The organism is Paenibacillus sp. J22R232, from assembly GCF_056269165.1.
Window position 1 is genome coordinate 253,356 of record NZ_JBWDNK010000006.1, and the last position, 25,782, is coordinate 279,137.

At 46.8% G+C, this 25,782-nt stretch carries 17 protein-coding genes and 1 pseudogene; 9 read left to right on the forward strand and 9 right to left on the reverse strand.

The window, feature by feature from the left end:
- Positions 1–40: 40 nt before the first annotated feature.
- The 3 genes from AC0YN3_RS19955 to AC0YN3_RS19965 form a co-directional block, all read right to left on the reverse strand.
- Positions 41–946, reverse strand: a complete 906-nt coding sequence (locus AC0YN3_RS19955; protein WP_475776726.1) for a carbohydrate ABC transporter permease — start codon at positions 944–946, stop codon at positions 41–43.
- 13 nt (positions 947–959) lie between these two features.
- On the reverse strand, positions 960–1,859 hold the full coding sequence (locus AC0YN3_RS19960) for an ABC transporter permease (protein ID WP_183558319.1): 900 nt from the start codon (positions 1,857–1,859) through the stop codon (positions 960–962).
- A 100-nt stretch (positions 1,860–1,959) separates the two neighbouring features.
- Positions 1,960–3,699 (reverse strand): extracellular solute-binding protein, encoded by a 1,740-nt coding sequence (locus AC0YN3_RS19965; protein ID WP_475776799.1) that lies wholly within the window; start codon positions 3,697–3,699, stop codon positions 1,960–1,962.
- A gap of 389 nt (positions 3,700–4,088) precedes the next feature.
- Between AC0YN3_RS19965 and AC0YN3_RS19970 the strand changes: the two genes are divergently transcribed.
- The 6 genes from AC0YN3_RS19970 to AC0YN3_RS19995 all read left to right on the forward strand — a co-directional run bounded on the left by AC0YN3_RS19970 (position 4,089) and on the right by AC0YN3_RS19995 (position 11,465).
- Complete coding sequence (locus AC0YN3_RS19970; RefSeq protein WP_475776727.1) at positions 4,089–4,289, forward strand: hypothetical protein; 201 nt, start codon at positions 4,089–4,091, stop codon at positions 4,287–4,289.
- Between the two features lie 34 nt (positions 4,290–4,323).
- Positions 4,324–5,886: a response regulator transcription factor gene (locus AC0YN3_RS19975; protein ID WP_475776728.1), complete on the forward strand. Its 1,563-nt coding sequence runs from the start codon at positions 4,324–4,326 to the stop codon at positions 5,884–5,886.
- A gap of 16 nt (positions 5,887–5,902) precedes the next feature.
- The gene (locus AC0YN3_RS19980) at positions 5,903–7,648 is read left to right on the forward strand and encodes a sensor histidine kinase (protein WP_475776729.1); all 1,746 of its coding nucleotides are present in this window, start codon (positions 5,903–5,905) and stop codon (positions 7,646–7,648) included.
- A 125-nt stretch (positions 7,649–7,773) separates the two neighbouring features.
- Positions 7,774–9,456 (forward strand): ABC transporter substrate-binding protein, encoded by a 1,683-nt coding sequence (locus tag AC0YN3_RS19985; protein WP_475776730.1) that lies wholly within the window; start codon positions 7,774–7,776, stop codon positions 9,454–9,456.
- A 130-nt stretch (positions 9,457–9,586) separates the two neighbouring features.
- Positions 9,587–10,525, forward strand: coding sequence for an ABC transporter permease (locus AC0YN3_RS19990; protein WP_475776800.1), 939 nt, complete (start codon positions 9,587–9,589; stop codon positions 10,523–10,525).
- A gap of 52 nt (positions 10,526–10,577) precedes the next feature.
- Positions 10,578–11,465, forward strand: a complete 888-nt coding sequence (locus tag AC0YN3_RS19995; RefSeq protein WP_475776801.1) for a carbohydrate ABC transporter permease — start codon at positions 10,578–10,580, stop codon at positions 11,463–11,465.
- Between the two features lie 131 nt (positions 11,466–11,596).
- Here the strand turns inward: AC0YN3_RS19995 and AC0YN3_RS20000 are convergent.
- A pseudogene (locus AC0YN3_RS20000) lies at positions 11,597–11,895 on the reverse strand (IS3 family transposase); the annotation flags it as partial.
- Positions 11,896–12,144: 249 nt separating this feature from the next.
- Entirely contained in the window at positions 12,145–12,882 is a 738-nt protein-coding gene (locus AC0YN3_RS20005) for an S-layer homology domain-containing protein (RefSeq protein WP_475776731.1), read from the reverse strand.
- 463 nt (positions 12,883–13,345) lie between these two features.
- On the opposite strand from AC0YN3_RS20005, the gene AC0YN3_RS20010 reads away from it, so the two are divergent.
- Together AC0YN3_RS20010 and AC0YN3_RS20015 are read left to right on the forward strand one after the other, a co-directional pair.
- Positions 13,346–15,358 carry a cohesin domain-containing protein gene (locus AC0YN3_RS20010; protein WP_475776732.1) on the forward strand — a complete coding sequence of 671 codons (2,013 nt, stop codon included), beginning with the start codon at positions 13,346–13,348 and terminating at the stop codon, positions 15,356–15,358.
- A 114-nt stretch (positions 15,359–15,472) separates the two neighbouring features.
- Positions 15,473–16,519, forward strand: coding sequence for an S-layer homology domain-containing protein (locus AC0YN3_RS20015; RefSeq protein WP_475776733.1), 1,047 nt, complete (start codon positions 15,473–15,475; stop codon positions 16,517–16,519).
- A gap of 366 nt (positions 16,520–16,885) precedes the next feature.
- On the opposite strand, the gene AC0YN3_RS20020 is transcribed toward AC0YN3_RS20015, so the two are convergent.
- The 4 genes from AC0YN3_RS20020 to AC0YN3_RS20035 all read right to left on the reverse strand — a co-directional run bounded on the left by AC0YN3_RS20020 (position 16,886) and on the right by AC0YN3_RS20035 (position 23,117).
- Positions 16,886–17,983 (reverse strand): SGNH/GDSL hydrolase family protein, encoded by a 1,098-nt coding sequence (locus AC0YN3_RS20020; protein ID WP_475776734.1) that lies wholly within the window; start codon positions 17,981–17,983, stop codon positions 16,886–16,888.
- 51 nt (positions 17,984–18,034) lie between these two features.
- Positions 18,035–20,515 (reverse strand): hypothetical protein, encoded by a 2,481-nt coding sequence (locus AC0YN3_RS20025; RefSeq protein WP_475776735.1) that lies wholly within the window; start codon positions 20,513–20,515, stop codon positions 18,035–18,037.
- Positions 20,512–21,954: an L-fucose/L-arabinose isomerase family protein gene (locus AC0YN3_RS20030; RefSeq protein ID WP_475776736.1), complete on the reverse strand. Its 1,443-nt coding sequence runs from the start codon at positions 21,952–21,954 to the stop codon at positions 20,512–20,514. Before AC0YN3_RS20030 ends, AC0YN3_RS20025 begins: the two co-directional genes overlap by 4 nt.
- Positions 21,955–22,019: 65 nt before the next feature.
- A complete protein-coding gene (locus AC0YN3_RS20035) occupies positions 22,020–23,117 on the reverse strand; it encodes an SGNH/GDSL hydrolase family protein (RefSeq protein ID WP_475776737.1) in 1,098 nt (365 codons plus the stop codon).
- A 289-nt stretch (positions 23,118–23,406) separates the two neighbouring features.
- On the opposite strand from AC0YN3_RS20035, the gene AC0YN3_RS20040 reads away from it, so the two are divergent.
- A complete protein-coding gene (locus AC0YN3_RS20040; protein WP_475776738.1) occupies positions 23,407–25,779 on the forward strand; it encodes a helix-turn-helix domain-containing protein in 2,373 nt (790 codons plus the stop codon).
- The last annotated feature ends 3 nt before the right edge of the window (positions 25,780–25,782 follow it).

Genomic DNA, 25,782 nt, shown 5'->3' on the forward strand with positions numbered 1-25,782 from the left:
GTATCCGATTTCTTTCCTCCTGTCCTTTTCCGCTTACCAGTTAACCTTTAACGCTGCCCAGTACGATACCCTTCACAAAATATTTTTGCAGGAATGGATATGCCATAATGATCGGTAATGATCCTAAAAAGATTTGTGAAGCCTTCAGCGTCCTATCGGAGATGAGGGCCAAATTCAGAAGTTCGTCCCTTGACACGTTGGACAGGTTCTGCTGAATGACGATCGTCTGAATGTAGCTCTGCAAGGGATAATTGTCCGGATTCCCCATAAGAATTAACCCGTCGAACCAGCTGTTCCAATGCTCCACCATGGCGAATAGAGCTAGTGTCGCAAGGGCTGGCTTCGAAATCGGCACATATATTTTCCATAATGTCGTCCAGTGGCCCGCTCCGTCAATGAGCGCTGCTTCTTCCAGCTCCTTAGGAACCTCCCTGAAGAAATTAAGCAGCAAAATAATGCTGAATACCGGCACCGCCCCCGGCAGCACAAGCGCCCAGACCGTATTGAGCAGTCCATATTCCTTAAGCGTTACGTACCAAGGGATTAAACCACCGTTGAATAGCATCGTCAGGAAGAATGCCCAAGCATATACTAGCCGAAATCGAAGCGCATTCGACTCCTTCGACAACGGGTAAGCAACCATGATCGTCAGCAGCAAATTTAACGGCGTGCCAAGCGCCAGCCGCTTAATGGAAACCCACATGGATTGCCAGAACTCTCCTCGGCTCGCGGTGTATTCGTAGGAAGCCAACGTGAAATCTACGGGCCAGAGCCTAACCTGCCCCGCAGCCGCAGCCGAGCTGGAGCTGAATGAGATCGCGATAATATGGATAAGCGGAAATATGCAGAGTATGGCTACAAGCACCAAAACGATCGTGTTGACGATCGGAAACCACTCGAGCTTCCCTGCTTGTCTTGTCTTCGTTCTTTTAAATGATTGGCCCATGGCTTCTCGCCTCCTAGAAGATCCGATATTTAGCAAAATGATAGGCAAAGAAATAAGAAGCCGAGATCAGGATCAACGAAACTATGGATTTAAAAAATCCGACCGCCGTTGCGACGCCGTATTGCGCATCAAGCAAACCGATCCGGTAGACGAAGGTGTCTAGAATATCGCCGCTTTCATATACCTGGGGGCTATATAGGTTGAACACTTGATCAAAACCGGCATTCAATAACTGTCCTAAGCTAAGCACGGACAATAATACGATGACCATTCGCATTCCCGGCAGCGTTATATGCCATACTTTGCGCCAGCGGTTGGCGCCGTCGATGGTCGCAGCCTCGTACAAACCGGGATCGATACCCGTGATTGCTGCCAAATACACTATTGTTCCATACCCGAAATTTTTCCACACGTCCGATCCAACCAGCGTAAAGGGAAACCAATTGTTATCCCCTAGAAAAAAGATTTTGGGCAAGCCTAGCGATACTAGGAGCCCATTTACGATACCGCCTGACGGCGAAAGAATATCGATCAGAATGCCGCCAAGCACAACCCATGATAGGAAATAAGGCAAATAGATTGTCGTTTGGACCGTACGTTTCAACACAGCGTTTTTGACTTCGTTTAGAAGAATAGCGAACACGAGCGGCACCAACAGTCCCAAAATAAGCTTGAAGCTTGAAATCAGCAACGTATTTAACAACACTTGCGTGAAGCTCGGCAATTGCAAAACATAGGAAAAGTTCTCCCACCCAATCCATTGCTGATCCCCAAAAAGGCCTTTGGCGGGTATAAACTTTTGAAAAGCGATCGCAATTCCGGCCATAGGTACATATGAAAATAAAATGATAAAGATTAACCCCGGCACGATCATCAAGTGCAGCGGCAGCTCTCTCCTTGTCTTGGTTCCCATTCGTCGTTGTCCCTCCTGTCCAGCCATGAAGCAGGGAGAGTAGAGCGGAACCCATCTCCTATCTCTACTCTTCTCCGTTCATTCACCGACTGCCAATCTCTTATTTCGTGCTTGCATACCATTCGTTAACTTCTTTCGTTATCTGTTCACCGCCAAGCTTCTTCCAATCCTCCACGAACTTGTCGAAGGTTTCGATTGGATCACCCAGAATGATTTTGACGAACACTTCGTTCTGCAGCTTCTCGAGCGTCGCTTTGCGCTCCACCATCGTCGGCGTTGGAGCTCCTACAAACTTTTCGAGCAGGAACTGCTTGTTTTTATCGTACTGGTCCGTAATGCCCATCGAACCTTCCTCGCTGTAGATTCGCTCCCAGCCCCATACGGCAAACCCTTCCTTCGAGCCTGAATAATACGAATCCATCTTCTCCTGAATCGTCTTAGCTTCGCCCGTCAGCGTAGACATGTCGCCTGCCTTCCGAGCCGCGTCAATCGCGCGGAACGCTTCGACGTTTTTCTTCAACGGGTAAGGGGTTACCGGTGAAAGCTGCCATACGCTCTCGGCTTCAGGCGGTGCGAAATAATAACCGAAGTCGCCTGTTTCGCCCCAAATTTTCTCCAAATGCATGTTGAACAGCTTGATCAGCGCTTCCGGATGTTCGACACCCTTTTTCACCGCATAGAAACGGGCCGTGCTGAATTTAAGCGGAATCTTAGCCATGTCGCCGGATTCCGTGACGATCGGAAACGCTTGCCACTGCGCATTCGTATCCACATTTTTGTTTAATTGGAGCGGATAAATCGAATTCCATTGCTCGCCGTATTGCATGCCGATCTTGCCTCCGGCAATCAGCTCGGATACTTTGCTTCCATCCTTAATTCCAAATTCCGGATCTACTTGCCCGCCTTTGGACATTGCCTGCAGCGCTTGAAGCGCCGTCCTTACTTCGGGCTGAATGCTTCCATAGACAAGGCCGCCTGAAGCATCCTCCACCCAAATATTCGGGAAAGCGTTGTAGCCTGCCATGAAGCCTTCCAGCCCCATCGCACCGCCCCATAGACTTTTGGTAAAACCAAGCCCGAACGTGTCCGGTTGGCCGTTGCCGTCAGGATCCTTCTCCGTGAAAGCCTTGGATATCGCAAGCACGTCGGCCATCGTCTTCGGAGGCTGCAATCCGAGCTTTTTCATCCAATCCGTACGGATCCAGATGAACATGGAACGTTCGATGGAAGCCTCCACCATCGGAATGGCCATCAGCTTTCCGTCCAGTGTTACCGCGTCGAAGGGACTGGATCCCTCCTGCAGCAATGCTTCCTTAAGCGCTGGAGAAGCATATTTATTGTACAGCTCAGTCACGTCTTCGATTTGGCCGGAATCCGCAAGCTGCTTAAGCTGCGTCGCATTGACCGGAATGAAGTCCGGCAGGTCTCCAGATGCCAAAGTCACATTGATTTTTTGCAAATATTGATCCGACGTAATATCTCCTTTGACTACCCAATCGTTGACAATTTTAATGCCAAGCTCTTCTTCATACACACGGGTCCAGCGGTTATTCTCCAGCGTTTCGTCCTTTAATACGCCAAGCACGTTATTTTCTACGACGTCGCTCAAATGTCTGACGAACGACACTTCAATTGGCGGATCGTATTTCACGAATGGGCCGTCTTCGGCTCCCTCGCTCGTTCCCGAAGTGCCTCCGCTGTTATTGCTGCCCGTTGTGGCCGAAGGCTTCGCCTCATTCTCCGGCTTGCTGTTTTCACCCGACGTACAAGCCGTAAGAGCGAGTGCTGTAATCAAAAAGATCATGATTCCTTTTAGGCCTTTGCCTCTTATCTTTTGCATTTCCATATCCTTACCTCCGGTTTCATCATCAGTTTAGGAGCCCCTATTTGTATACGCTTTCAGTATATTCGATCTATATTTGAGCAACAATGTGCAACTCTTTACATACTTACCCGTTGTTTACTTCCTATTTTCATTAAAAAATAGACAAGTAAGAGGAACGGTCTGTTACAGGCAATCTGGCCGTTGGACAGAGGCGTTCTCTTCGATCACCCACTAGTCTGCGTCCACCGACTTCATCGTCTAATGTCCCCGCTTAGGCTCTCTTGCCAGCAAACCACAAGCCTCACATTATGTATCCCCACAACGAAATTGATATTATACTTTAACTTTCGTCTCAATTCTGCTTATAATGGACTCCATGTTGATAGGAGAGGCTACTCGAATATATGAATATGCTTCGCGTCAACAGCGCCGCGCCGATGATCCAGTCCTGCTCACGCAGCATGCTGGAAGCAGCTCTCGAGAACGGCTTTCAGCAGCTTAGCTACTTCTCAAAGCAATGCAAGAAATATAAGGGGGACTTCTCCTGCGGCTTTCAAACGCCTGATAAGGAAAAGTTCGTTCCGAAGCGGATCGCTGTCACGTAACGGCCGCAGTTGATATCTTGAAGGAGGAAACACCATGTATAAAGTGCTTATCGTGGATGACGAAATTTTTGTCCGCAAGGGATTGATCAGTCTAATGGATTGGTCGTCACAGCAATTTGAAATCTGTGGAGAAGCGGAAAACGGGAAGCAAGCACTGGAGCTTATTATACAACTGACCCCCGACCTCGTCATTGTAGATATTCGCATGCCCGTGCTAGACGGACTGGAGCTAATCCAAAAGGTGAAAGCGGAAGTTGACCATCAACCGCTGTTTATCATCTTAAGCGGGTACCCCGATTTCTCTTATGCCCAGCAAGCCTTTCGTTTCAATGTGTCGGATTATATCCTCAAACCGGTTGATGAACAGGAGCTTACGTCAACCTTGAAAAAAATAGCCAATACGCTAAATCAAAAACAACTCTTATCGATAACGAGAGAAAAGCCGCTTATTGAAATCGTTATTGAAAGCTTGCTGCAGACCGAACCAAGCGAACAAGTGATGGCGCGGATTGCCCATGCGTTGGAGCTTCCGCTATCCTCTTCGTATACCTATTTCATTGCAGAAATACAGGACGAACTGCCTCATGGGACAATCGACTATTTCCCCCTACTGCAAACATCGCTCCAGCAATACTTTCATCATGAGGGACAACCTCTGCTCATTCATGTACGCGCGTACAATCAATATGGCATTATTGTGCCTCAGTTATGGATGGACAAGCAAAGCGAGCCCGCATGGACGAGCTACGCCAAGCTGCTTGAGATGCTGGAGACGGAGCTTGCAACGACGATCGCTTTGTATATCGGTCATACGGCAAGCCATTTAAAACAGATCGCCCATTCCGGGATCAGTGCCGAGGAGTGCCTGAATTATCGTTTTGCCGCCGGCAATAACGGCATCTTTATCGCATCGGACCTGCTGGAGCTGCCCTTATATTATTTTGACGTGGATGAAGAGCTGCACAGCAAGCTCATTTACGAGATTGAAGCGGATCGAAAGGAAGGCTATACCTCCGCTATTGATGCCATTTTTATTGCCTTTCAGGAGCGGCATTTCGCTTCCGGCGCAGTCACGAATACGGTAAGGCGAATTATGATCGCCATCATCAATATCATCCGGCAGCTGGAAGGAAACGAAAAAGATTTGCAATGGCTGGATGAGCTGCTCAATTGGCAGACAAAATACCGTAATTTAAAGCAGCTAAGGCATGTTTTTTTTCAATTTATAGAAGAAGCGGCGAAATATATCGCGGAAAAGCGCGGCGAAAAGAATGAGGGCAGTATTGAAAAAGTAAAAAAATATATCGACAGCCACTACAAAGAAAATATTTATCTAAAAGGAATTGCTGCCGAATTCCACATGAATCCGGTCTATCTTGGACAGCTGTTCCGCAAAAATTACGGCGTTTATTTCAATGAGTATGTGCTTTCGCTTCGCATCGAAGAAGCAAAGCGGCTGCTGCGGCAAACGAAAAAACGCATGTATGAAGTCGCGGAACTCGTAGGCTTCCACAATGCCGATTATTTTGCTGCCCAGTTTGAAAAGCTGGAGAATATGACGCCAACGGATTATCGCAATCGGATGATCGGCAAATAATAAGGAGGCTCCCCTCGTGCCAAACTTTCGTTTTCATCATTTGAAGCTCCGAAACAAGCTGGTCTTTATCTATATTGTGTGCGTCTTCGTTCCCATCGTTCTGACAAACGTCATGTTCTACCATGTGACAACCATTAACATAAAAAATCAGAAAACGGCAGATGCCGAGCAAGCGATTAATCAATTGAAAGCCGAATTAGGGGCAGTCATTGAGGATGCGGCAGGCATTTCCTATCTATATTCTATTAACAAGCAGCTCAACAATCATTTGAACATCGTTCATGCGTCTCATGATCGCTATGTAGAGTCGCTAAATGAAATTTCGAATCTATTCAATCGAGCCGATAAGGAGTACAAAACGATCAGCTCCGTAGTCATTATGAGTGACAATCCGACGATACTGGCCTCGAGCCATATCATCCGGCTCGAGGACGAAATGCGGAACGCGGATTGGTACCATCACATTAAAAATCTTAATAATACGTATCCCTATTTGTACGTGACGCCCGATAGTATCAGCGTCATTCAAAAGCTATCCGATCGCCGGACCGAGACGTACGAGCATGTCATGAAAATAGACTTGAATATGGATTATATGAATCAAATTCTTGATTTATCCAGCTTTAAGGGGGATTTTTACTTTCTGGATCCGTCTTCCATAGCCCGTTACGGCAGACTGTCCAGCGGCCAACCAAGCGTTCAGGCCGCATCAGGGCTGACACTTAGCCTTAATGAGATACAGAAGCCCGATAAAGCAATTGTAATCAGCAAGCAATATCGCAATAATCGCTATTTGGGAGACTGGACGGTATACGGCGTGTTGGATGAAGAGAAAATTTTATATGATGTCAGGCAATCGGGGCAATTTATCCTATGGTTTGCAGGCATTAATTTTCTTGTGCCTACGATCGTCATCGTGCTAGTTTCCCGCTCGATCCACACGCGCATTCAAAAAATTCTGAAGCACATGAAGTCCGTAAAAGGCAAAAACTTTGAACGTATTCCTTATCATCGGGAACGGGATGAGGTAGGCGAGCTTGCGGTGGAGTTCAACCGAATGAGCGAACGGATCGAAAACCTAATTAATGATGTGTATGAAACGGAGCTACAGAAGAAAGAGCTGGAGCTTAGCCAAAGACAAGCCCAACTACATGCGCTGCACAGTCAGATCAATCCTCACTTTTTATTTAATGCGCTGGAGACGATCCGAATGCGCAGCCAGATGAAAGGCGAAATACAAACGGCCAAGACGATTCAGAACATGGCTAGAATCTTTCGCAAGTCGATTCTTTGGAAACGGAGCTTCGTTACGATTCGCGAGGAGCTTGAGTTGATGGAAAGCTTCCTTCAAATACAGAAGTACCGTTTTGACAGTAAACTGGAGTATCACATCGAAGTGGATCAATCCCTTCTGGATATTGAAATTCCGAAGATGACCTTTTTGCCGTTTGTGGAAAATGCAAGCATCCATGGCATCGAGAATGTGCCGGGCATTGGCTATATTACGATTCAGATTGCGCAAGAACAGGGTCAGATTGTCTTTCTCATTGCGGACAATGGGGTTGGCATGGACCAGGAAAAAATACGGGAGCTTCATCATTACCTCCACGAGGAGGCTGCCATGGGCGATTCCATCGGAATGAAAAATGTCATTACCCGGTTGAAAATATGCTATGGTGAATCGTTTAGCTTCACGATCGACAGTGCTCCGGTAGGCGGATCACGGATCATGCTTCGCCTACCGATGGACAAAAAAGATTGATCCAGCATAAGAAAACCTTAATTATTCAAAGACCGACCTAAGGTTTGCTATATAACAATAGCATGCCTTTTCTTCTATACTGAAAGTGCTTACAAAATACTTTGATAGAGAAAGGGGATTCAACAATGCGCAAGAAAAATTGGCTGCAGTACAGCCTGGCCGTTCTAACGGCTACGACAATTCTCCTTGCTGGCTGCTCAAATAATAATTCAGCAGGTAGCAGCACGAATGCAGGCGGAACGAACGGAGAGGTCAGCACGGACCCGGTCAGATACGATTATTTCGCCTTCGGAACAAATAAAGACGTCATTGCCAGCAACACGACCATCGGCAAGATTCTCCAAGATCAGACAGGTGTCGATTGGAAGATGGAGTACGTCGTAGGGGATGCAAGCACGAAGTCTGGTGTCATGATTGCCGGGGGCGATTATCCCGATGTCATCTCTCCGGTAGGCGAGCTTTCTAAGCTCTTGGATGCAGGCGCGTTTATCCCGCTTAATGATCTAATTGAGAAGTACGGTCCTAACATCAAGCGTGTCTACGGCGATTATATGGACAAGATTACGCATGAGGACGGCAACATCTACATCCTTCCTTTCACTGCCAATGTAAACGGCTATTTGATGGAGCCGGACGCGTCCAGTACGTTTTGGATGCAGCGCCGCGTGCTGAAGGAATTCGGGTATCCGAAAGTGAAAACGCTTGATCAATATTTTGATCTTATTGAGCAGTATCAAGCCAAATACCCTTCTGTAGACGGAAAAGGCACGATTGGCTTCCTTACGTTCGCCGGCACCCCTGGCGAGTTCTTCACCATCACCAACCAGCCGATGCATCTAGCCGGGTATCCGAACGACGGCAACGTCATGGTTGACATGGAGACCCATGAAGCCAAGCTGTATATGGGAACCGAATACGAGAAACGCTGGCTTGCCTCATTAAACGAGATGAACCGGAAAAGCTTGCTTGATCCGGAAACCTTTACCGCTAACAAAGATCAGTACCTGGCTAAGCTTACGTCCGGACGCGTGCTAGGATATGCCAACTATTCCTGGCAGATCGGCGATGCTACGAACAATCTGAAATCGGCGGGCAATGACGACCTTCGTTACGTGGCGCTTCCGATTGTCTTTGATGAAAGCATTACGGATGCTTATATTGATCCTCCTTCCTTCGTCAACAACCGCGGTCTCGGAATTACCGTGAGCGCTGAGGATCCGGTGCGCATCATTAAGTATTGGGACAACATGTTGACAGATGAAAATCAGAAGCTTCTTCAATGGGGCGAGAAAGATGTGACGTATTCGGTAAATGAAGAAGGCCGTTTCGTCATGAGCAAGGAGCAATTAGCCAACCGCAACGACAATGAATTTAAACGTACGTACGGCTGGGCGTATTTCGATTATGAGTGGCCGCGTTACGGCAACAACTCGGTGTACGAGGACGGCAACGCCCATGTGCCTACTAGCCAGCCGGAAGTAGCGGCGGTCAATTACACAGAAGGCGATTTAGCCTTGCTAAAAGCTTACGGCCTGAAGACCTTCTCCGGCTTCTATTCCGAACCGGTTGAGCGCCCATGGTACCCAGCTTGGAGCATCGAGAAGGAACAAGGCTCCCCTGAGCAGATCTTCAATCAGAAAGCAGGAGATCTCCAGCAGAAATACTATCCAAAAATGGTGTTTGCTTCTGAAGCAGCATTCGAATCTACTTGGAACGAGTATATGGCGGAATTCAACAAGCTGGGTGCTGCCGGATTCGAGAAATTCATGACCGATAAGGTAAAGGAGCGCGTCGCGGGAAATTGGTAGGCGGCAGCTTCTGAATGATTATATGGAACCGGGAAAGGTGAAGTCCCTTCACTTTTCCCTTCTACACTTGTTAGAGAGATACGGTTTTAGCCGGAAAGGAGACGAATCGGTGGAGAAACATGCAGTGCAGATGGCAAAATCGACTTCTGAAGATTCGCGCCTGAGAACCTTATTCAAAACATTGTCCAAACAGAAAATGCTGATGCTGATGTCGTTGCCCTTTCTCATCTGGGTCGTCATATTTAAATATCTTCCGCTCTGGGGATGGACGATTGCTTTCCAAAAATTCAGATTGGCTAAAGATCTATTCGACCAAACCTGGATCGGATTGGATAACTTCAGGTCTTTGTTCCAGGAACAACAGTTTTATCTCGTCCTGCGCAATACGCTCGTTATGAGCTCGATCAATCTGGTACTGGGGTTTGTAACGGCCATCGTGCTGGCGCTTCTGCTGAATGAACTGCGCAAAGTGTACTTTAAGCGGGCGGTGCAGACGATCAGCTACTTGCCGCATTTTATTTCGTGGGTAGTCGCAGCAAATATCGTGCAAACCGCGCTGGCGCCCGAAGGTATAGTCAACGTGTTGCTGCTCCGATTGCAGCTCATCGATCATCCTATTCTCTGGTTAGGGGTAGGCGAATATTTCTGGGGGATTCTCGGCGTAACGGAAGTATGGAAAAATGTCGGCTGGAACACGATCATTTATTTGGCCGCCATTACGACGATTGACCCTACTCAGTATGAAGCGGCCGAGATGGATGGCGCTTCGCGCCTTCAACGGATGTGGCATGTTACGCTACCAGGCATGAAGCCGGTTATCATCATCTTGCTGATTATGAATCTGGGTCATATTCTGGAGTCCGGGTTTGAAGCGCAATACCTGCTTGGTAACGGCATCAATGTTGAATTTTCGGAAAATCTAGACATATTCGTCTTGAAATACGGCATGCAAATGAACAACTTTGGCTTGGCGACCGCAGCCGGAATGTTTAAAACCGTGGTCAGCTTCATCTTCCTCATCGCCGCCAACAACCTTGCCAAACGGATGGGCGAAAGCAGATTGTACTAATTGAAAGGAGGCTAAGGCTGTGGAACAAGCCAAATCAGCTCGAAATTTTTCGATGGGCGATAAAATTTTTGACGTGTGCAACATCATATTTATGATTTTCCTAATCATTGTGACCCTCTACCCTTTCTTGAATATGTTTGCTTTGTCGTTTAACGATGCGAATGATTCGATTCGAGGTAGCATTTATGTTTGGCCTCGCGAGTGGACGCTAAGAAATTTTGAATATGTGTTTAGTGAATCCAATGTGTTTTATGCAACCTTTATCTCCGCGGCGCGGACGATTATCGGGACGGTCATCTCCGTGTTTTGTACGGCGATGCTGGCTTATACGATCAGCCGTCCTGAATATGCATTGAAGAAGTTTGTAGCGATAACTTTCATTTTTACGATGTATTTCAGCGGTGGCTTGATTCCGAGCTACCTGCTGACCAAAGAGCTTGGATTGCTGAACAGCTTCTGGGTATACATTATCCCGGGCATTATCGGCGTGTTTAATATGATTGTTATACGTTCCTTCATTGAAGGTTTGCCGGAGGGTATCATGGAATCGGCTAAAATCGATGGCGCTGGAGACTTTACCACATTTATGCGTATCGTGCTTCCGCTTACCGTTCCCGCGCTTGCTACGGTGTCTTTGTTCGTAGCGGTCTCCCAGTGGAACTCCTGGTTTGACGTATTCTTATACAACTCTTCACGGCCTAATCTAAGTACCTTGCAGTACGAATTGATGAAGGTGTTGTCCACATCAAGCGCTACGACCAGTTCAGGCGGCTCGGCGGGAGATGCCTTTGCTAATGCGCAAGGAAATGTAACGGCGGTTACGCCAACATCGGTTCGCGCAACGATGACGATCGTAGCCAGCGTACCCATTATTATGGTCTATCCGTTTCTGCAAAAGTATTTTGTCAAAGGAATGGTCGTTGGCGGGGTAAAAGGCTAAAGCAACACGGCAATTCAAAGAGGCTCAAGCTTTCGAAATTAAATGACGAACAAGAAGAAAATCCAAATCAAAAGCGGTGCAGGGGGCTATCCTGAACTGTGACCCCGACTGTGGACAATTATTAAAAAGTGTTAAGCCGAAAGTAGATGGCTCCTGTATTCGTCAGGAGTCATCTTTTTTAATCCCCATTGATAGCGAGATGTGTTGTACTTTAGGATGTATTCGTTAACTCTTTGACGAAGCTCTTCTATGGTTTGGCAGTCCTCATAATCCATCTCAACTTTCATATGACCAAAGAATGACTCCATGGGCGCATTGTCCCAGCAGTTTCCTTTCGGGACATGGATTGTTTAAAACCTGCATGCTTTACTTTCTGTTGAAATAGAGAATGAGTATCATGCATGCTTTGATCTGAGTGAAAGACCCGTTCCAGATGCATTTTAATCGTGAGGGCACCCGCCTTAGCGTTAAGAGCCACGACTCAAGTAATCTCATCTGTGAAGGTGTGAAACAGCTACGTTTAGTCATGATGTTCGTATACCTCGTTTGATTTAGAAAACTTAATCTAAACACAAAAACCCGAAAGATGGGCACTTTTCTTAAAGTGTCTATCTTTCGGGTCACAGTTCAAACGCAGGGAGAACGCTTTTTCTTTATAATAAAACCGATTTTGCAAATTCTATATGGTTCCTGGTATTTGCGGGCTTGTTGACGAAGGAGATCTTTTTGAGTTCGTTTCTGAATCTGGTTGTGGCGATGGTGCAGGATGAGCCTTGATGTATTCGAGTACATTATAGATTTGTTCCGCTGCCTCGGCACGAGTAATCTCCGCTTTAGGATGGAAGTTCCCCTGCTCATCTAATTTCACTACGTTATAAGAAAGCGCGCGCTGAATGGCTCCATCATAATCAACGGTTAGTTCCGTGCTATCATTAATCTGAACGGGAGCAAGCTTAATCATCGGCAAATTGCTATGTGCTTCAAACGTGCTAATAAGCTGGTAAGTGAACTCTTCTCGCGTCCATTTCTGGTTAAGATCCAGATCGGCTGGTAATACGACCCCATTAACGCTTGCCGTAATTAAAGCATTCGCATACCAAGCATTATTGTCAGCGTTTTTGAAATAATCCGTAGCTTTGGGTGCAACAAGGAATCTGACTAGATCTAGATTCAGATTCGCAGCATTCACAATAAGCTGAACACCTTGCGCAGCCGTGATCGTGTTATTCGGGGCAAACAAGTCGTCCGAAACACCTTTGACTAAGCCTTGTTCTTGTAAGGCAATAATTTTATCCTTTGCAGGGATATTCGAAATATCCGAAAAGTTTTTGGTAGCCGCGAAGCTTTGACCTGCAAAGGTTAAGGATATTGCGGTAACAGCGGTAAGAGTAATCATTTTGAATGTAGTTTTCATCATTTTCACCTCGTAGAGTTTTTGGTTAAAATTCAAGCATTTATTCCTTGTTCGGATTAACCAGGCTATCTCATGGTTTCCTAATGTCGTCCTTACATTAGTAATACAATCGAAGAGCCCATTATTTTTCACGCTGAAAAAATATTTTTTTGACATAGCTTTAAAAGAGACCAATTGGCAAATGAATAGCGCCTATTTATACAAAAATGATCACAATTGCCGTGGCAAAAAAAAAGGTCATGGAGTTTCTATAATGAAATTCTCAATTAAGTAAACAACGGGTAAGTATGTAAAAAAATGCACATTGTTGCTCATGTAAAGAGTTAATATACTGTAAGCGTATACAAAAGGAGCTCCTGAAACTTCCACATGTATGACAAATGAAGAGGGGGAATGAAATTATTCACTATAAAAAGCATCAATTGGAAACTTTCTAAAACATTCGTTTTGAAGGGAGCAATGGACAATGTTTAAGAAAAGATTCATTACGCTTTATTTGTTTCTCTTAGCAATGGTTTTCAGCATACCTTCGGCTTTCGCATCAGAAGCAACACCGGAAAACACTTTGCCGTTCATTCTCAAAAATGTGAACTTTGCTTTTGAGGAGCGTACGGATGCTGTCATTATTGACGCAGGCAAAATCGTAAGCAATTCCAAGCTGTCTGTATCGGACTTTAACGTACATGTGAAAGCTACTAGGAAGGTCAACGCTAATTTTGTTGTTTATGACGGTCCACGCGTGGTCACGGCTGTTTATACTAGCCAAGTGAATGATTCCGGTACTCCTTCCGATACCGGACGGTATATTATCGTTGATTTTGCTGACGTTGGTTGGGGCGACGGCGGTACAACGATTGATGGGGGCTACACCCTCGATCTGCAATATACGATCACACTTAACGGGAACAAACTTGATTATGTGGACGGTTCCTCTATCGTACCCGCATTCAACCAGACCGGTGCTGTAAGCCCTGTCCTAGACAAATACAAATATGCAAACTATGACGGGCTGGATTACAGTTACTTCTATAACGAGAATGCTGAGGAGCCGCTGCCTTTGGTCGTATTCTTCCATGGCGGCGGACAGGGCAACGATATCTATACGCCTATCAGATTCAGTAACGGCGGTACCGTATGGGCCAACCCCGACAATCAAGCCAAGTATCCTACTCATGTTTTAGCACCGCGTAATGCAACAACTGTCCAAAGCATGCATAAAGTTAAAGCTATCATCGATGGCATGATCGATGCGGGCAAGGTTGATCCGAACCGAATCTATATTACCGGGTTCTCGATGGGCGGAGGCTCCACCTGGACCTTCCTGCAGACTTTCCCCGACTTTGCTGCTGCGGCTGCGCCTTTATGTCCTGCGGGTGGACCTGGCAATGTGGAAAATGCTTTAAAAGTAGCCCATTTGCCGCTGTGGACTTTTGTTGATGCAGAAGATTTCTTGTACAACTCTGTAGTGAATACGAACAAAACCTACTCGCCTTATTGGAACGACTCCCTGTTGACCATCATTCCTTTTAACCAGTTGCTTGATCCCCCTTATAACGGCCACAGATTCGATGGGCACTCCGTTTGGCTTCCGGTCTACAACGAATACGTACATCCGGAGCGCGGCATGCTTATCGATTGGTTATTCTCCCAAAGCAAAATTAGAGGGGTAGCCAATGTGGAAGTTGCAACAGAACCCGGAGTTGCTCCAGTTCTCCCTGAAACGGTGGCTGTAGATGTCAATCACAGCGCTACGGGGATTGCTACTGAAGACCGTCCCGTTGTATGGGATGCAATTAATCCACAGCTCTATAACGCGCCAGGAGTTTTTGAGGCGACGGGTACGATTGAAGGAATTGTTGAGAAAGTAGCTGCTAAGGTGACAGTTGTCACCGCTTCCGCAACTCTGTCAGGCCCAGCATTGGTGCAGCCAGGACAACAATTCGACGTCACCTACGGTCTGCAGTACGTGAAGAAGGACGTGTATGCGCAAGACATTACGATCAAATACGATGCGGTTAAGCTGGACCTTGTCGGTCAGCCCGTATCGTTGGATTCAGAAAAATTCAAAATTGTAGATACGGATGAGCAAGAAGGAATCATACGGATTCTCGGCATCCATTTGAATGATAGCGCAAACGATCCGAACAAGGATCTCATTAAGCTAAGCTTCAAAGCCAAGGAAACAGCCGGAATTTCGAATATCGAAGTCACGCTGCTCGTGCTTGCCGACGGCGAAGGAGTAGAAGTGGAAGCTGGTGGAGATACGCATACGGTTGAGATTCGCAAACCGACTGTACCAGGCGACATCAACGGCGACGACAGAGTAAGCGTTGGCGACCTGGCTCTAGTCGCTAAAGCCTATGGCAAATCCTCAACTAGTCCGGATTGGAATCAAGTGAAAAAGTACGACATCAATGCTGATGGTACAATCGACATTGAGGATCTTTCCGCTCTGGCACGTCTCATTCTGAAAAAATAAAGGTTATCATTGCCCAAGGGTATCGCCAAGGCTTGATACGGCCGATACCCTTGGACCTGTCCCTTGCCTATCCATTCCTATTTCCGATTTCTATGAACAAGGGAGACGATTCGCTTGAAGATTCGAATATTGCTGCTGATCCTATCCACGTTTCTGCTATTCACGATTTTGCCGGCCATGACATACGCCGAGGACAAAACCACTTTCTCACTAAGCAGTTCCATCAGCAAAGCAAAAGTTGGCGATGAAGTAGTGGTCACTGTTGAAGGCCATAGCGCGAAGGACGTATATGGATACGAGCTTCGTCTATCCTTCGATCCTAAGGTGTTAAAATTCCGTCAAGCATCCACTACTTGGGGAGGTTTCACGGTCCCTCCGATCGTCGAAAACGGAAAAATTACATTCGCCCACACTACGGTTGGCAATACGAAGGGAAAGAGCGGACAAGTACGCTTCGCTTCGTTGCGATTCGAAGCCATCAGTCAAAGCGATGCCACCATTCAATTAACACGTGTCAAGCTGGTTGACAGCGTGGGTGGCAGCACAACCGCAGAGCCCGGCATGTTGTTAAAGGTCAACATTTCTAAAAACAGTCCGATTAACTATCTTGACATTAAAGACCACTGGGCCGAGGAAAACATTGTTAGGGCGACGGAGATGGGCTGGATCAACGGATATCCGGATGGCAGATTCGCTCCGCAGGATGAGATAACCCGCGCTCAATTCACTACGATGCTTTCAAGAGCGCTCGCTCTGTCTTCCCAAACAGACCTGGCACAATCTTTTAAGGACCATGGGCAAATCCCTGAGTATGCTAAACCCCATGTTTCGCATGCAGCAGCTGCCGGATTGGTTAAAGGATACGAAGATGCGACGTTCAGACCTTCACAATGGTTAACTCGTTCCGAGATCACAGTCATGCTGATGCGTGTACTAGGGTACGAAGACAAGATGGATTTGAAACCTCCACTCTCCTATGATGATGCGGACCAAGTTCCTGATTGGGCTTACCCAGCCATTGCGACAGCTACGGACATAGGCATAGTAAAGGGAAGGGGCAATAACAAGTTTGTGCCAGCCGGTTATACGACTCGGGCCGAATCTGTTACCTTGATTCTAAGAATAGTAGACCGCGTTTCTTCAACGTCCACCGTCAACTGACCTTCATTTGGCTTCAAGCGTTATAGCCTGTCTATACACTAAGAATCGACTCCTAGCAGGGTCGTTCTTATGTAAAAACAGGCTTTATGAGCACAGAGCAAACTAAACAAGCTGATACCGATTGAGTACCGGCGCCAGCTTGTTGCTTAGGGCTTTTTCCAATGTCCACTAAATGGGGTCTTGACCACCTATTTTAGCGGCAAGTTCGAAAAACACGTAGGCGTTACCCCAACTGTTTATAGACTAGGATCGCAGCCACAAAAAAGTCCACACCCCTGAACAAAAGATGTGGACTGTACAGCATGCAAACCGCCACATGTTGGACGGTTTTTTTCCTGTTCAGCTAATAGCTGGTCACTAAAGCTGTTAAAAAATCAGTTTAGCAATAATAGGGCTAAGCGTTTCCGCTATGTGGAAATAGCCTAAATCAGAAGGGTGAACGCCATCAGTGGTGCATTCCTGATAATCCGCGCCTAACAGCTCTGAACCATCGAAGAAGTGGAGATTAGCATCCCCTTCCTGCTGCAATCGCTTAACATTTTCCAGTTGAAGCTGTTTGCGTTCCTCGCGAAGGCGAAGCATGTTTACGTCAAACGCTTCTATCGGCAATCGGATCTGCGTGATGACGAGAATGGGCACTTCGGGATGGCGGGAACGATAAATCCGGATAAATTCAGGCAATGATTCCTTAAGCCGTTCTGTACTAGGCGTATTCACCTCATAATCCAGAACAAGCAACGCCGGCTCTTCGATTTGGCTGATTAAATGGGCTAGCTCCGGCTCGCCTTGCGCATTGCCAGAGAAGCCAAGATTCACCATTTCAATCGGTAATTTCCGACTTAGAATGTTGGGATACGCCATACCAGGCCTAGAGGCACAAGCCCCGTGAGTGATGGAGGTTCCGTAAATAAGAACCTTCTTGCTGCTTGCAAACCCAGGAAATCCAGCTACAGTAGAAGAAGGATTAAGCCCTATCCAAAGTTCCTTCACCCCTTGATAGAGCGGTAGATTAAGTGTGATATCCCGCATTTCCCTTGGCAGGGATTCATACAGGACGGATTCGTATTCCTCTTTCGAATGATCAAAACGAGTGGTATTGACATACTGTTGATTTCCGGCTGTACCGAAGTAGCAATCAACGCCACATTGACCAGTGGCAGGCATTTGGTACATGGTTGCCCTGTCAGCCAAAACGACTCTTACGGAAAGCTTCGGTGAATCTGTCTGGAAGCGAATTTGCACGCCAGCCGTATAATTCGCAAGCCGGTCAACCTCTGAGCGAATCGGATGGCTTGGCTCGAGTGGCAATCTTCGATATACCCCGTCTTGTTCAAGCCAAGGCAGTCCCGTTATCCGAAAGGGTTCATGACGGGGCGAGTGCCATTTCCAGTCGCTGCCCATATCCATATCTATTTTCATATTTTGATCCAGTATCTCTTTCTCATTCTCCCTTGATGCATTCATCCATTCTCACCAGCCTTTCACATGACGGATTATATTTAGTAACTACACGATTTACCATGAAATATCAACGTTCCCGCTCATTTGAGTTAATCGAATACGATTTCCGGTTACTTTACCGGTTAAATCCACAGCTTGTTCGCCGATCGTCACTTCCACGCTGCCTGCTTGCAGCTGGGCAAGAGGGGGATAAATGGTCAATTCAGCCTCTATTAGATTGTAAACGCTTATCGTACGGTGCGTGCGCCCTCGCTTCTTCGGTGTTGGAACAGGCTGATTCTCCCTGCATGTAACGCGAGAGGTTTGCTTTTGGTTAACAAACAAGCGGCATTCATCGTGAAACGTTCGGTCAAGCGCATAAGCAGCCGTTCCTTCCCCAATCATTGCAGTCTGTCCAACGATCAGAGGGGCACCATCAGGGAATTGAAGCTGAAGCCCCACGGACGTATCCTGCTTGCAGCCGGTAAGGATAAAGGCGTTATCATTCCTTGTGATGAACAGCAATGCCGATTCAGAGGCTGCATCTTCCTTTGACTGGTACAAAGAATAACCAAATGGTTGCAGGAGATAGCGTACAAATAGGGAGGAATCCACAAATTCCTTCTCCTGCCGAACCGGCAAATGCGTGACGCCTGCAGGCTGGAAAGGCAGCGAGCCGCGTACCCACCCTGCTTTTCCTCCATTCCATTCAGGTAAATCTCTAGTTAGCGCAAATACGCGTTCCAGCCCTAACTGATTCACGCTTGCATGCACGAGTGTATTGCGATCAGCCTGGTCGTCCACAACATCGCTTAACCCACCGCCTGAAATGACCGAGTGATGGTACAATTTTTGGTTTCCGTCTCCGCTTGCATGCTCACCGTTCTTGATCGAATCTCTTGGCAAGGTAAGGTTAACGGAAAAGTCACCTTCAAGCCCATGCTCGTTTCCGAGATTCAACAGTTTGCGCAGCTCCGGATCTTCGACACGTCCATAAAAAATGATCTTTCCTCCGTTACGGACATACTCGATGACTCGCAGCGCTTTCTCCCCTTTGATCCAAAAAGCCGATGTAAATAAAATCATATCCTGAAGCTTATGGATCGCATCGTCATTCATCGCGAAAAAGTCATCCGTGCTAACAACCGTGTTCAGCGGCAAGCCTTGGTTAATCGCATTGCGCACGAACCAATCATGGAAGAAAGCGTCGCTCGAATGCTCTTCTGATTCAGCCATTGCTTCATGCAGCTCTCGAAACGGATACAACCACGTTAAAATTCCCGGCTGGTCGGGTGCATCCTTGAAGGCCTTCTTAATATGAGGAATAACCTCCATCGGGATATCTTCATCCAGCTCGCCTTTTTCCGTGTCGATGGTCAAAATTTGTACGACACCCGGGCTCTCTACCTCTCCCTTCGCGTTCATTCGAGCGACGGTGAGCGGGCAATAAATATCATGCGGTTCCCGATCGTACAAATCCCACCACGGATTTTGCCAGAACCATGGATCATTGGCATAAAAGCGGAATAAGTAGGTCTGGCTCGGAAGCATCGCTATACGTGACATATAGCCCGTAAGCTCCAAACCGAAATCATAGTTTAGCGCTCCCCAAGGCGAGTTTGGCGGCGGGAATTCAACATAGCCTCTCTCATACAGATCCAGTAAGGGAATACAGTCTTTGGCTAGATCCATACCTGTACCGTAGTTGGTCCCTCTGACTTCTGTTCGATAATCCGGGCATTCTTGCTTGAATATTTCCCAGAACGACAGCGTTTTGGTCGATAGCTCTTCGTACTGGACCATGCCAAGCTGCTTGCCATCGTAATTAGCACCTAGATACGTCCATGGAAAGTACGACACCGCGAATCCGTTGGAAAACCAAATATAATCAAAGCCTAATGCCGGCAAAAAGCTTGCACACTGCCGCCCCAGAAACTCGCCGAATGGCGTGCCTTCGGGAATGCCGCCAGGATAAGCTGCATAATCCACATGATCTTCTTTCAGCTTCGACCAACCGCAGACGACCGTGTAATCCGCTTTCAACGAGATGAATTGCCCATTCACTTCAGCAAGATTGATTTCCGGGTGATGCTTATATTTGAAATCGGAGTAGGCAAATTCAGGTCCAGCGTCAAAAGTCGCTCCTACCTCCATGCGGATGCCATAACGCTCAGCTGCAATTCTTTTGAACGAAGCGATTATGCATTGCAAATCACCGTAGGTGATTTTTGCTGTTTCGCTGAGGTATGGCTGCGCGATTCGCGGATCCGTGTCCTCCTTAAGCTGGGCGAAAAACTGCTCATTGGCGTATCCGACATAACGGGCCCATTCAATCTCGCGCTGGAAGTCGCCATCCCAGACTAGAATCTCGCTTCCATCGGCGACCCACAGCAGCATGGAACAGCTGTCCGCCATGCCGATCAGGGGAAGCCACTGGCGGATGGCCTCCGCGCATACCGCTTCGATGGCCTCTGGTGCCGTGCTCTTGAAAGGCTTCAGGCTCATTTCCAGCGTGACTCTTTGCAAGGCATGCTTCGGTTTTACAAGTGCTGTCATATGATTTCCACCTCGATGCCTAGCACCTTGGCAACATTGCGGATCTTTGAACCCACATGCCCCACGCCAAGCGCAAAGTGATGCGTTGGACCTGCTGAGCACCATTTTTCCACGAATTCTGAAACACTGTAGTTAAATTTACAGCGTGTATTCGTATTTCCGGTCTGCGGGATTTCCCCTTTAATGGATTCGCCTTCCGTGGCGATCATCTTGTATTTGCCGTTAGCGGTTTGTGAAATACTGAGCAGCGTAACAGGTCCTGACTTGATGCTGAACTCTACGCCGATGCCAGATCCGCTTTTACCGTGAAACAAATCCAATCCGCGAATGATCGGCTGGCCGTCGCTAATCTTAATATTATGAGGGCCATCATGCCCGACGAGGACAATATCGTCGACGAAGTCACAAGGATGCAGCTCCGCGAATGAACCCCCTGCATCTAGACGGTCCATAATCAACATCGCTGCGCATGTCTTCAAATCGGCTTCTCCGGCAAGCGGTACTCCTTTGCCTGTCAACAGCGAGTTGCCGAGCACCATATTCGATCCGATCCGTTCATATTCATTATTGTCGAGGCCCCGGTAATAATAGGCAAGGCCCGTTAACCCGTATTCTACGATCAGCTTATCCAGCCCAACCGCGACTTTGGCTGACCAATCGAGATCCTCCTGCTTGATCGGTCTGGTCACCGGATCGATAAAGGGGTCAGATATTTTGAATACGCTATTAATTTCGTCCAATTTATCAGCCGTTTCCTTAGCCGTTACGCCATTGACGAGCTTGGCCAAATCACACATTTCGAGCATTTGCACATGCGCACCGAAGGAAGCCGTGAAAGCGGTCGGATCGGAGTTCATATCATACATACCCTCATAGGTATGCCCCAGATAGCCGATTTTGGCATATTTGAATGCTTTCTGCGCATTAGCGACCAGGCACCAGTCCCTTAATTCCTTCATCGCACGTTCATCGTCATAGAGCGTTCCTACGATCATTCCCGCCGCGGGTTTTCCCGCTCGCACGAGTACACCGCCGATTTCGGGAAGGGAACAAATATTATCGTTAACTAACTGCATATAGGTCGTCGTATTGCGATAGTCCAGACGCTTTCTTGGCTGCAAGGCGACAAGTACCGTTGGAACAGACAAATTCAGGATCGGAGTAGCCGCCGTCGATGACGTCACATAGGTGCTCAAGAAGCAAAATAGGAAATCAACGTCTTGGGTCTTCAAATAAGACGATGCTGCGAAAGACTTATCTACGCCATCAACGAAGCCCCCCGACACAACCTCGACGTCTTGCCCCCGGAGCATTTCCTCAAATTCACGGCCATAGCCCTCAAGTTCCTCCTTTAATCCCGGAAATTGTGCCCAATACGGCTCGTGCCCCACGGTGATCACGCCGACACGCGCTTTTGCTTTTTGAACTAAATGACTCATTCCCCTTCATCTCCCTTATCTTGTTTTTCTTCTAAATTTTATTTTCGCGATCTCTGAGACCAGCCCTATCTCACTATTCCGATTAATGCCAAATGAAAATTCGTGCCTGTACAGTCCGCTCTATTGCCGTGAACGACCTCGAGTTCAACATGGTGCAGCCCATCCTCCAGCTCATTCGCGATCCAATAGATTTGGAACCAGCCTCCGTCTGCGCACCAACTAGGCCGATCGCGGCAAGTCGTGATCGCCGGCCCATCGTCCAGCTTATAGGTGAATTCCGCTGACTTTTTGCCAAAATCGAAAGCTAACGCAAGCCCTCTTCCCGTAAACGAAAAGGATAGCTTCGCACCAACCGCGGAAGTGCTCAGCATGTGATCCACCCAAGGCAAGTGAGCCCTTGCGCGTCTAGTCATCCATGGTCCTTCCAACTGAACCTCATCGAATGAGAGCGTATCCGCATGCCCCCAATGATTCACATTAAGCGGCGTTGCGAGCGGTTTATCGGATACGCCATTTCGCGTATTGAGATCCGTTAGCAATTCCTGTTCCAAATAAGCAATGACGCACTGCCCATAGCTCAGACTGCCCCGATGTTTAGGATGCAGCCCATCCGGCAGCCACTCGTCCCAAGTCATGCGGCCCAGCTTCACTTCCTGCCAGGCATGCAGCCCAGCCCAAACCGTGCTGATGCCATAATGTTCCGCTAGCTCTTCAAATTCGGCGATACTGGCAGGAACATTCCCCTCGGACATGTCCTCGTACATTTTCTGAGAGTAGGTATAGATGAATACGAGCTCGCTTCGTCCGTCTGCCAGCAGCTTGCGGATTAACCCCTCTCTCGCTCTCATCCGAAGTTCAGGAGGCGTCATGTAGTCATTGACGGCAAATTCAATAAAAACCAGATCACATTGATGGTTGATCAAGTCCCGCTCGGCACGGAATACAGCCAAATCGCTGCCTGTCGCACCTATCGCAGCGTTCTCCACTTTGATGCGTGCGTACGGAAACGTTTCTACAAACCAACGCGCGACCGGCTCCGGCCAATTCGGCATTAAGCTGCCATCTTCCGTAATGGATCCACCAATGAAACCCAACGTTAATTGTCCCGTTTGCAGCTTGCTCTTAACTTGCGTCAAACGTCCTCGAAGCTGTATTGTCTCCATTTTGCATTCATCTCCACGTGAATTTCGAGTATGGCGAGCCCTCAAGGCAGCAGCCAAACCGTTAGTCTAAACGTAGCTAACGCACGCTAGAATGTATACTTTGAAATACGTCGAAACCTCTAAAAATCGTAGCGGAGCGATTGTGTGGAACCCATTTTAATCGTGATGGTATTTGCCCAGAATCTATATGATTTATGTTCGTTACTATGAGATACGCAAATCGTATTTACATTTACTTTTATATGAGCTATTCTCACTTCTACAAGGCATGGGAGGAGCAAGACCATTAATGAAACTAACCCATTTATTCGCATCTAAAAGCTTTCTTTTTAAAATCGTCTTGTGGATCAGCGCATCCGTTCTTTGCATCGTTGGCATTCTGTCTGTCATCATTTATCTGAATGCGCAAAACTTAATGATTAAGAAGGAAGCGGACAATAGCAAAAAAATACTGCTACAGGTCAAATACAATACGAATATCATGAATGAAACGATGAGCCGGCTCACGCAATCCCTCTATATTAATAACGACATTACTTCCATCATGTACGCGGAGCAGGAAAATATCGTTGACGTCATCACGCGCCTGAACAATGTCGTTAACTCGCTAACGTCCTCTTATCCCTACATACATTCCATCAGTGTGTATAATCGCAACCTTGACCAATTTTACAATGCAGGCTCTCCCATTTTTTTCAATGATCCACAATTGTTAGCGCTATACAATTCCGATCAGCTGCTGCCGAAATTGAAACCTATTTTTCGCGATATCCAAAAAGTAGTAAATGAAACGAACCGAAGTGAACGTGTTCTTTCCTATTTTATGTATGAAACCGCAATGAACAGCGAAAAACCGGACGGTGCCGTCGTTATCAATGTCAAACCCGAATGGCTGCTTGGCAATATTAAGCAAATTAATAGTGTTGATCGACAGCAAGGAAATAACATCTATCTCCTGGATCAGCACGGCGACTATACCGATGTGGATGAAAACCAAGAAAACGCGGATAAATTAAAGTGGTTGAAGGAGGAAGTTTTAAATCACACCAAAAAGGCTGCCTCTTTAGAAGCTGACAGCTCGTTTAAAAGTAAATACATGGACACGCAGTATTTAATAACCTACCTTTATCTCGATAGCATTAACATGACGTTGTTGAAGATTCAACCGACCTTGGAAGTGTATGGTTATATTCAAGGCTTTAAGACGAGTATCATCTTTATCACGCTCATTTTCCTTGTGATGGCGATTGTCATTTCCGTCAGCATTTCACGCAAAATCTATAGCCCGATTGGCAATTTAGTGCAGACCATATCATCTGGACGCCTCCATACCTTTGAGCAAAGAGGAAAAGGCGACGAAATTTCCTATTTGGACTATGTGTATAAGCAATCCATGGAAAAATTAAACCTTTATGACAAACAGATTTACCAATACGGCGACGTGATGAAGCACTATTGGTTAAACCGCATATTGACCGAGAATCTAAAAATGGATGCCGCTGAGCTAGAAAGCATCTTTCTTGAAATGAAAATAAGTTTACCCTTGGATCAGTCCTATGCGGTTTTACTTTTGAAAATAGACAACTATAAAGATTTCCAGAGAAGCTTTTCTTCCAAGGATAAGGAAACGATTCGCTACGCTATGATTAACGTTACATCGGAATGGATTTCAAGGGCCTATATCAATGAAGGCCTTGATTTAAAGGATGATCACGTCGTTCTCATCCTTAGCATTCCTCAAGGGCATGAGCGCTTTGAAACCGACTTAACAACATTCATTCAAGAAGCGCAACAATTTGTTCACCAGTTTTATAAAATTACGTTTACTGCGTCAATCAGTCCGATATCGAATACGATTGACTCGTTGCATACCCTCTATAATAAAGCACTGGATCAAACCGTTTACCGCTTTATCTATGGCCATCATTCTATTCTGGATACCGAGAGATTGCTGCTCAATGAAAACAATCAAAAAACAGGATATGCCAAAAATCTGGAAGCTCGCTTACAGGAAGCTCTTCGTAAACGCAGTATAGACGACATTGAGGACGCTATGAGGCGGCTGTTCGCCGATATAAGCCAGCTCAACTATTATAATGCGCTTGCTTCAACCTTCCGGCTTTTGGAAACGACCAAGAAGACGTTAGAATCCAGCCCGGATGCGGCAACGCCCTCTCTACTTATTGACCTGTCGAGCTTTTCGCTTCAGCTCATGGAGAAAGAGACATTAAACAGCATCCGCGAAACAATCTTTGGCGCGATTAAAGAATCCTTGCACACGAAGTCAGAAGGTACCACAAACAAAGTCAATCATTACGTTGTAGAAACGGTAGCCGAGTATATCGAGACCCATTTCCAAGATCCGTCTCTTTGTTTAGCATCCATTGCCTCTATTATGAAAATATCCCAAAGGCGTCTAGCTAATCTCTTTAAAGATGCTATGCATGTATCCGTTGCCGACTATATAAATGAAACAAGGCTGGCCAAAGCAGCAGAATACCTTTCCGAGAATGAGAATAGCGTACGTGAAATCGTAGAGAAAGTAGGTGTGTTAAACGAAACCTATTTCTTTAGCTTATTTAAAAAGCATTTTGGCATAACCCCTAAAGAATATGCGTTAAAACACAATGTCAAACAATTAAAAATCCCTAAAAACGAATGAGAT

Coding starts and splice junctions, on each gene's coding strand:
- AC0YN3_RS19955 (WP_475776726.1), bottom strand. CDS start 946: ATGGGCCAATCATTTAAAAGAACGAAGACAAGACAAGCAGGGAAGCTC.
- AC0YN3_RS19960 (WP_183558319.1), bottom strand. CDS start 1,859: ATGGGAACCAAGACAAGGAGAGAGCTGCCGCTGCACTTGATGATCGTG.
- AC0YN3_RS19965 (WP_475776799.1), bottom strand. CDS start 3,699: ATGCAAAAGATAAGAGGCAAAGGCCTAAAAGGAATCATGATCTTTTTG.
- AC0YN3_RS19970 (WP_475776727.1), top strand. CDS start 4,089: ATGAATATGCTTCGCGTCAACAGCGCCGCGCCGATGATCCAGTCCTGC.
- AC0YN3_RS19975 (WP_475776728.1), top strand. CDS start 4,324: ATGTATAAAGTGCTTATCGTGGATGACGAAATTTTTGTCCGCAAGGGA.
- AC0YN3_RS19985 (WP_475776730.1), top strand. CDS start 7,774: ATGCGCAAGAAAAATTGGCTGCAGTACAGCCTGGCCGTTCTAACGGCT.
- AC0YN3_RS19990 (WP_475776800.1), top strand. CDS start 9,587: ATGGCAAAATCGACTTCTGAAGATTCGCGCCTGAGAACCTTATTCAAA.
- AC0YN3_RS19995 (WP_475776801.1), top strand. CDS start 10,578: ATGGGCGATAAAATTTTTGACGTGTGCAACATCATATTTATGATTTTC.
- AC0YN3_RS20005 (WP_475776731.1), bottom strand. CDS start 12,882: ATGATGAAAACTACATTCAAAATGATTACTCTTACCGCTGTTACCGCA.
- AC0YN3_RS20010 (WP_475776732.1), top strand. CDS start 13,346: ATGTTTAAGAAAAGATTCATTACGCTTTATTTGTTTCTCTTAGCAATG.
- AC0YN3_RS20020 (WP_475776734.1), bottom strand. CDS start 17,983: ATGAATGCATCAAGGGAGAATGAGAAAGAGATACTGGATCAAAATATG.
- AC0YN3_RS20025 (WP_475776735.1), bottom strand. CDS start 20,515: ATGACAGCACTTGTAAAACCGAAGCATGCCTTGCAAAGAGTCACGCTG.
- AC0YN3_RS20030 (WP_475776736.1), bottom strand. CDS start 21,954: ATGAGTCATTTAGTTCAAAAAGCAAAAGCGCGTGTCGGCGTGATCACC.
- AC0YN3_RS20035 (WP_475776737.1), bottom strand. CDS start 23,117: ATGGAGACAATACAGCTTCGAGGACGTTTGACGCAAGTTAAGAGCAAG.
- AC0YN3_RS20040 (WP_475776738.1), top strand. CDS start 23,407: ATGAAACTAACCCATTTATTCGCATCTAAAAGCTTTCTTTTTAAAATC.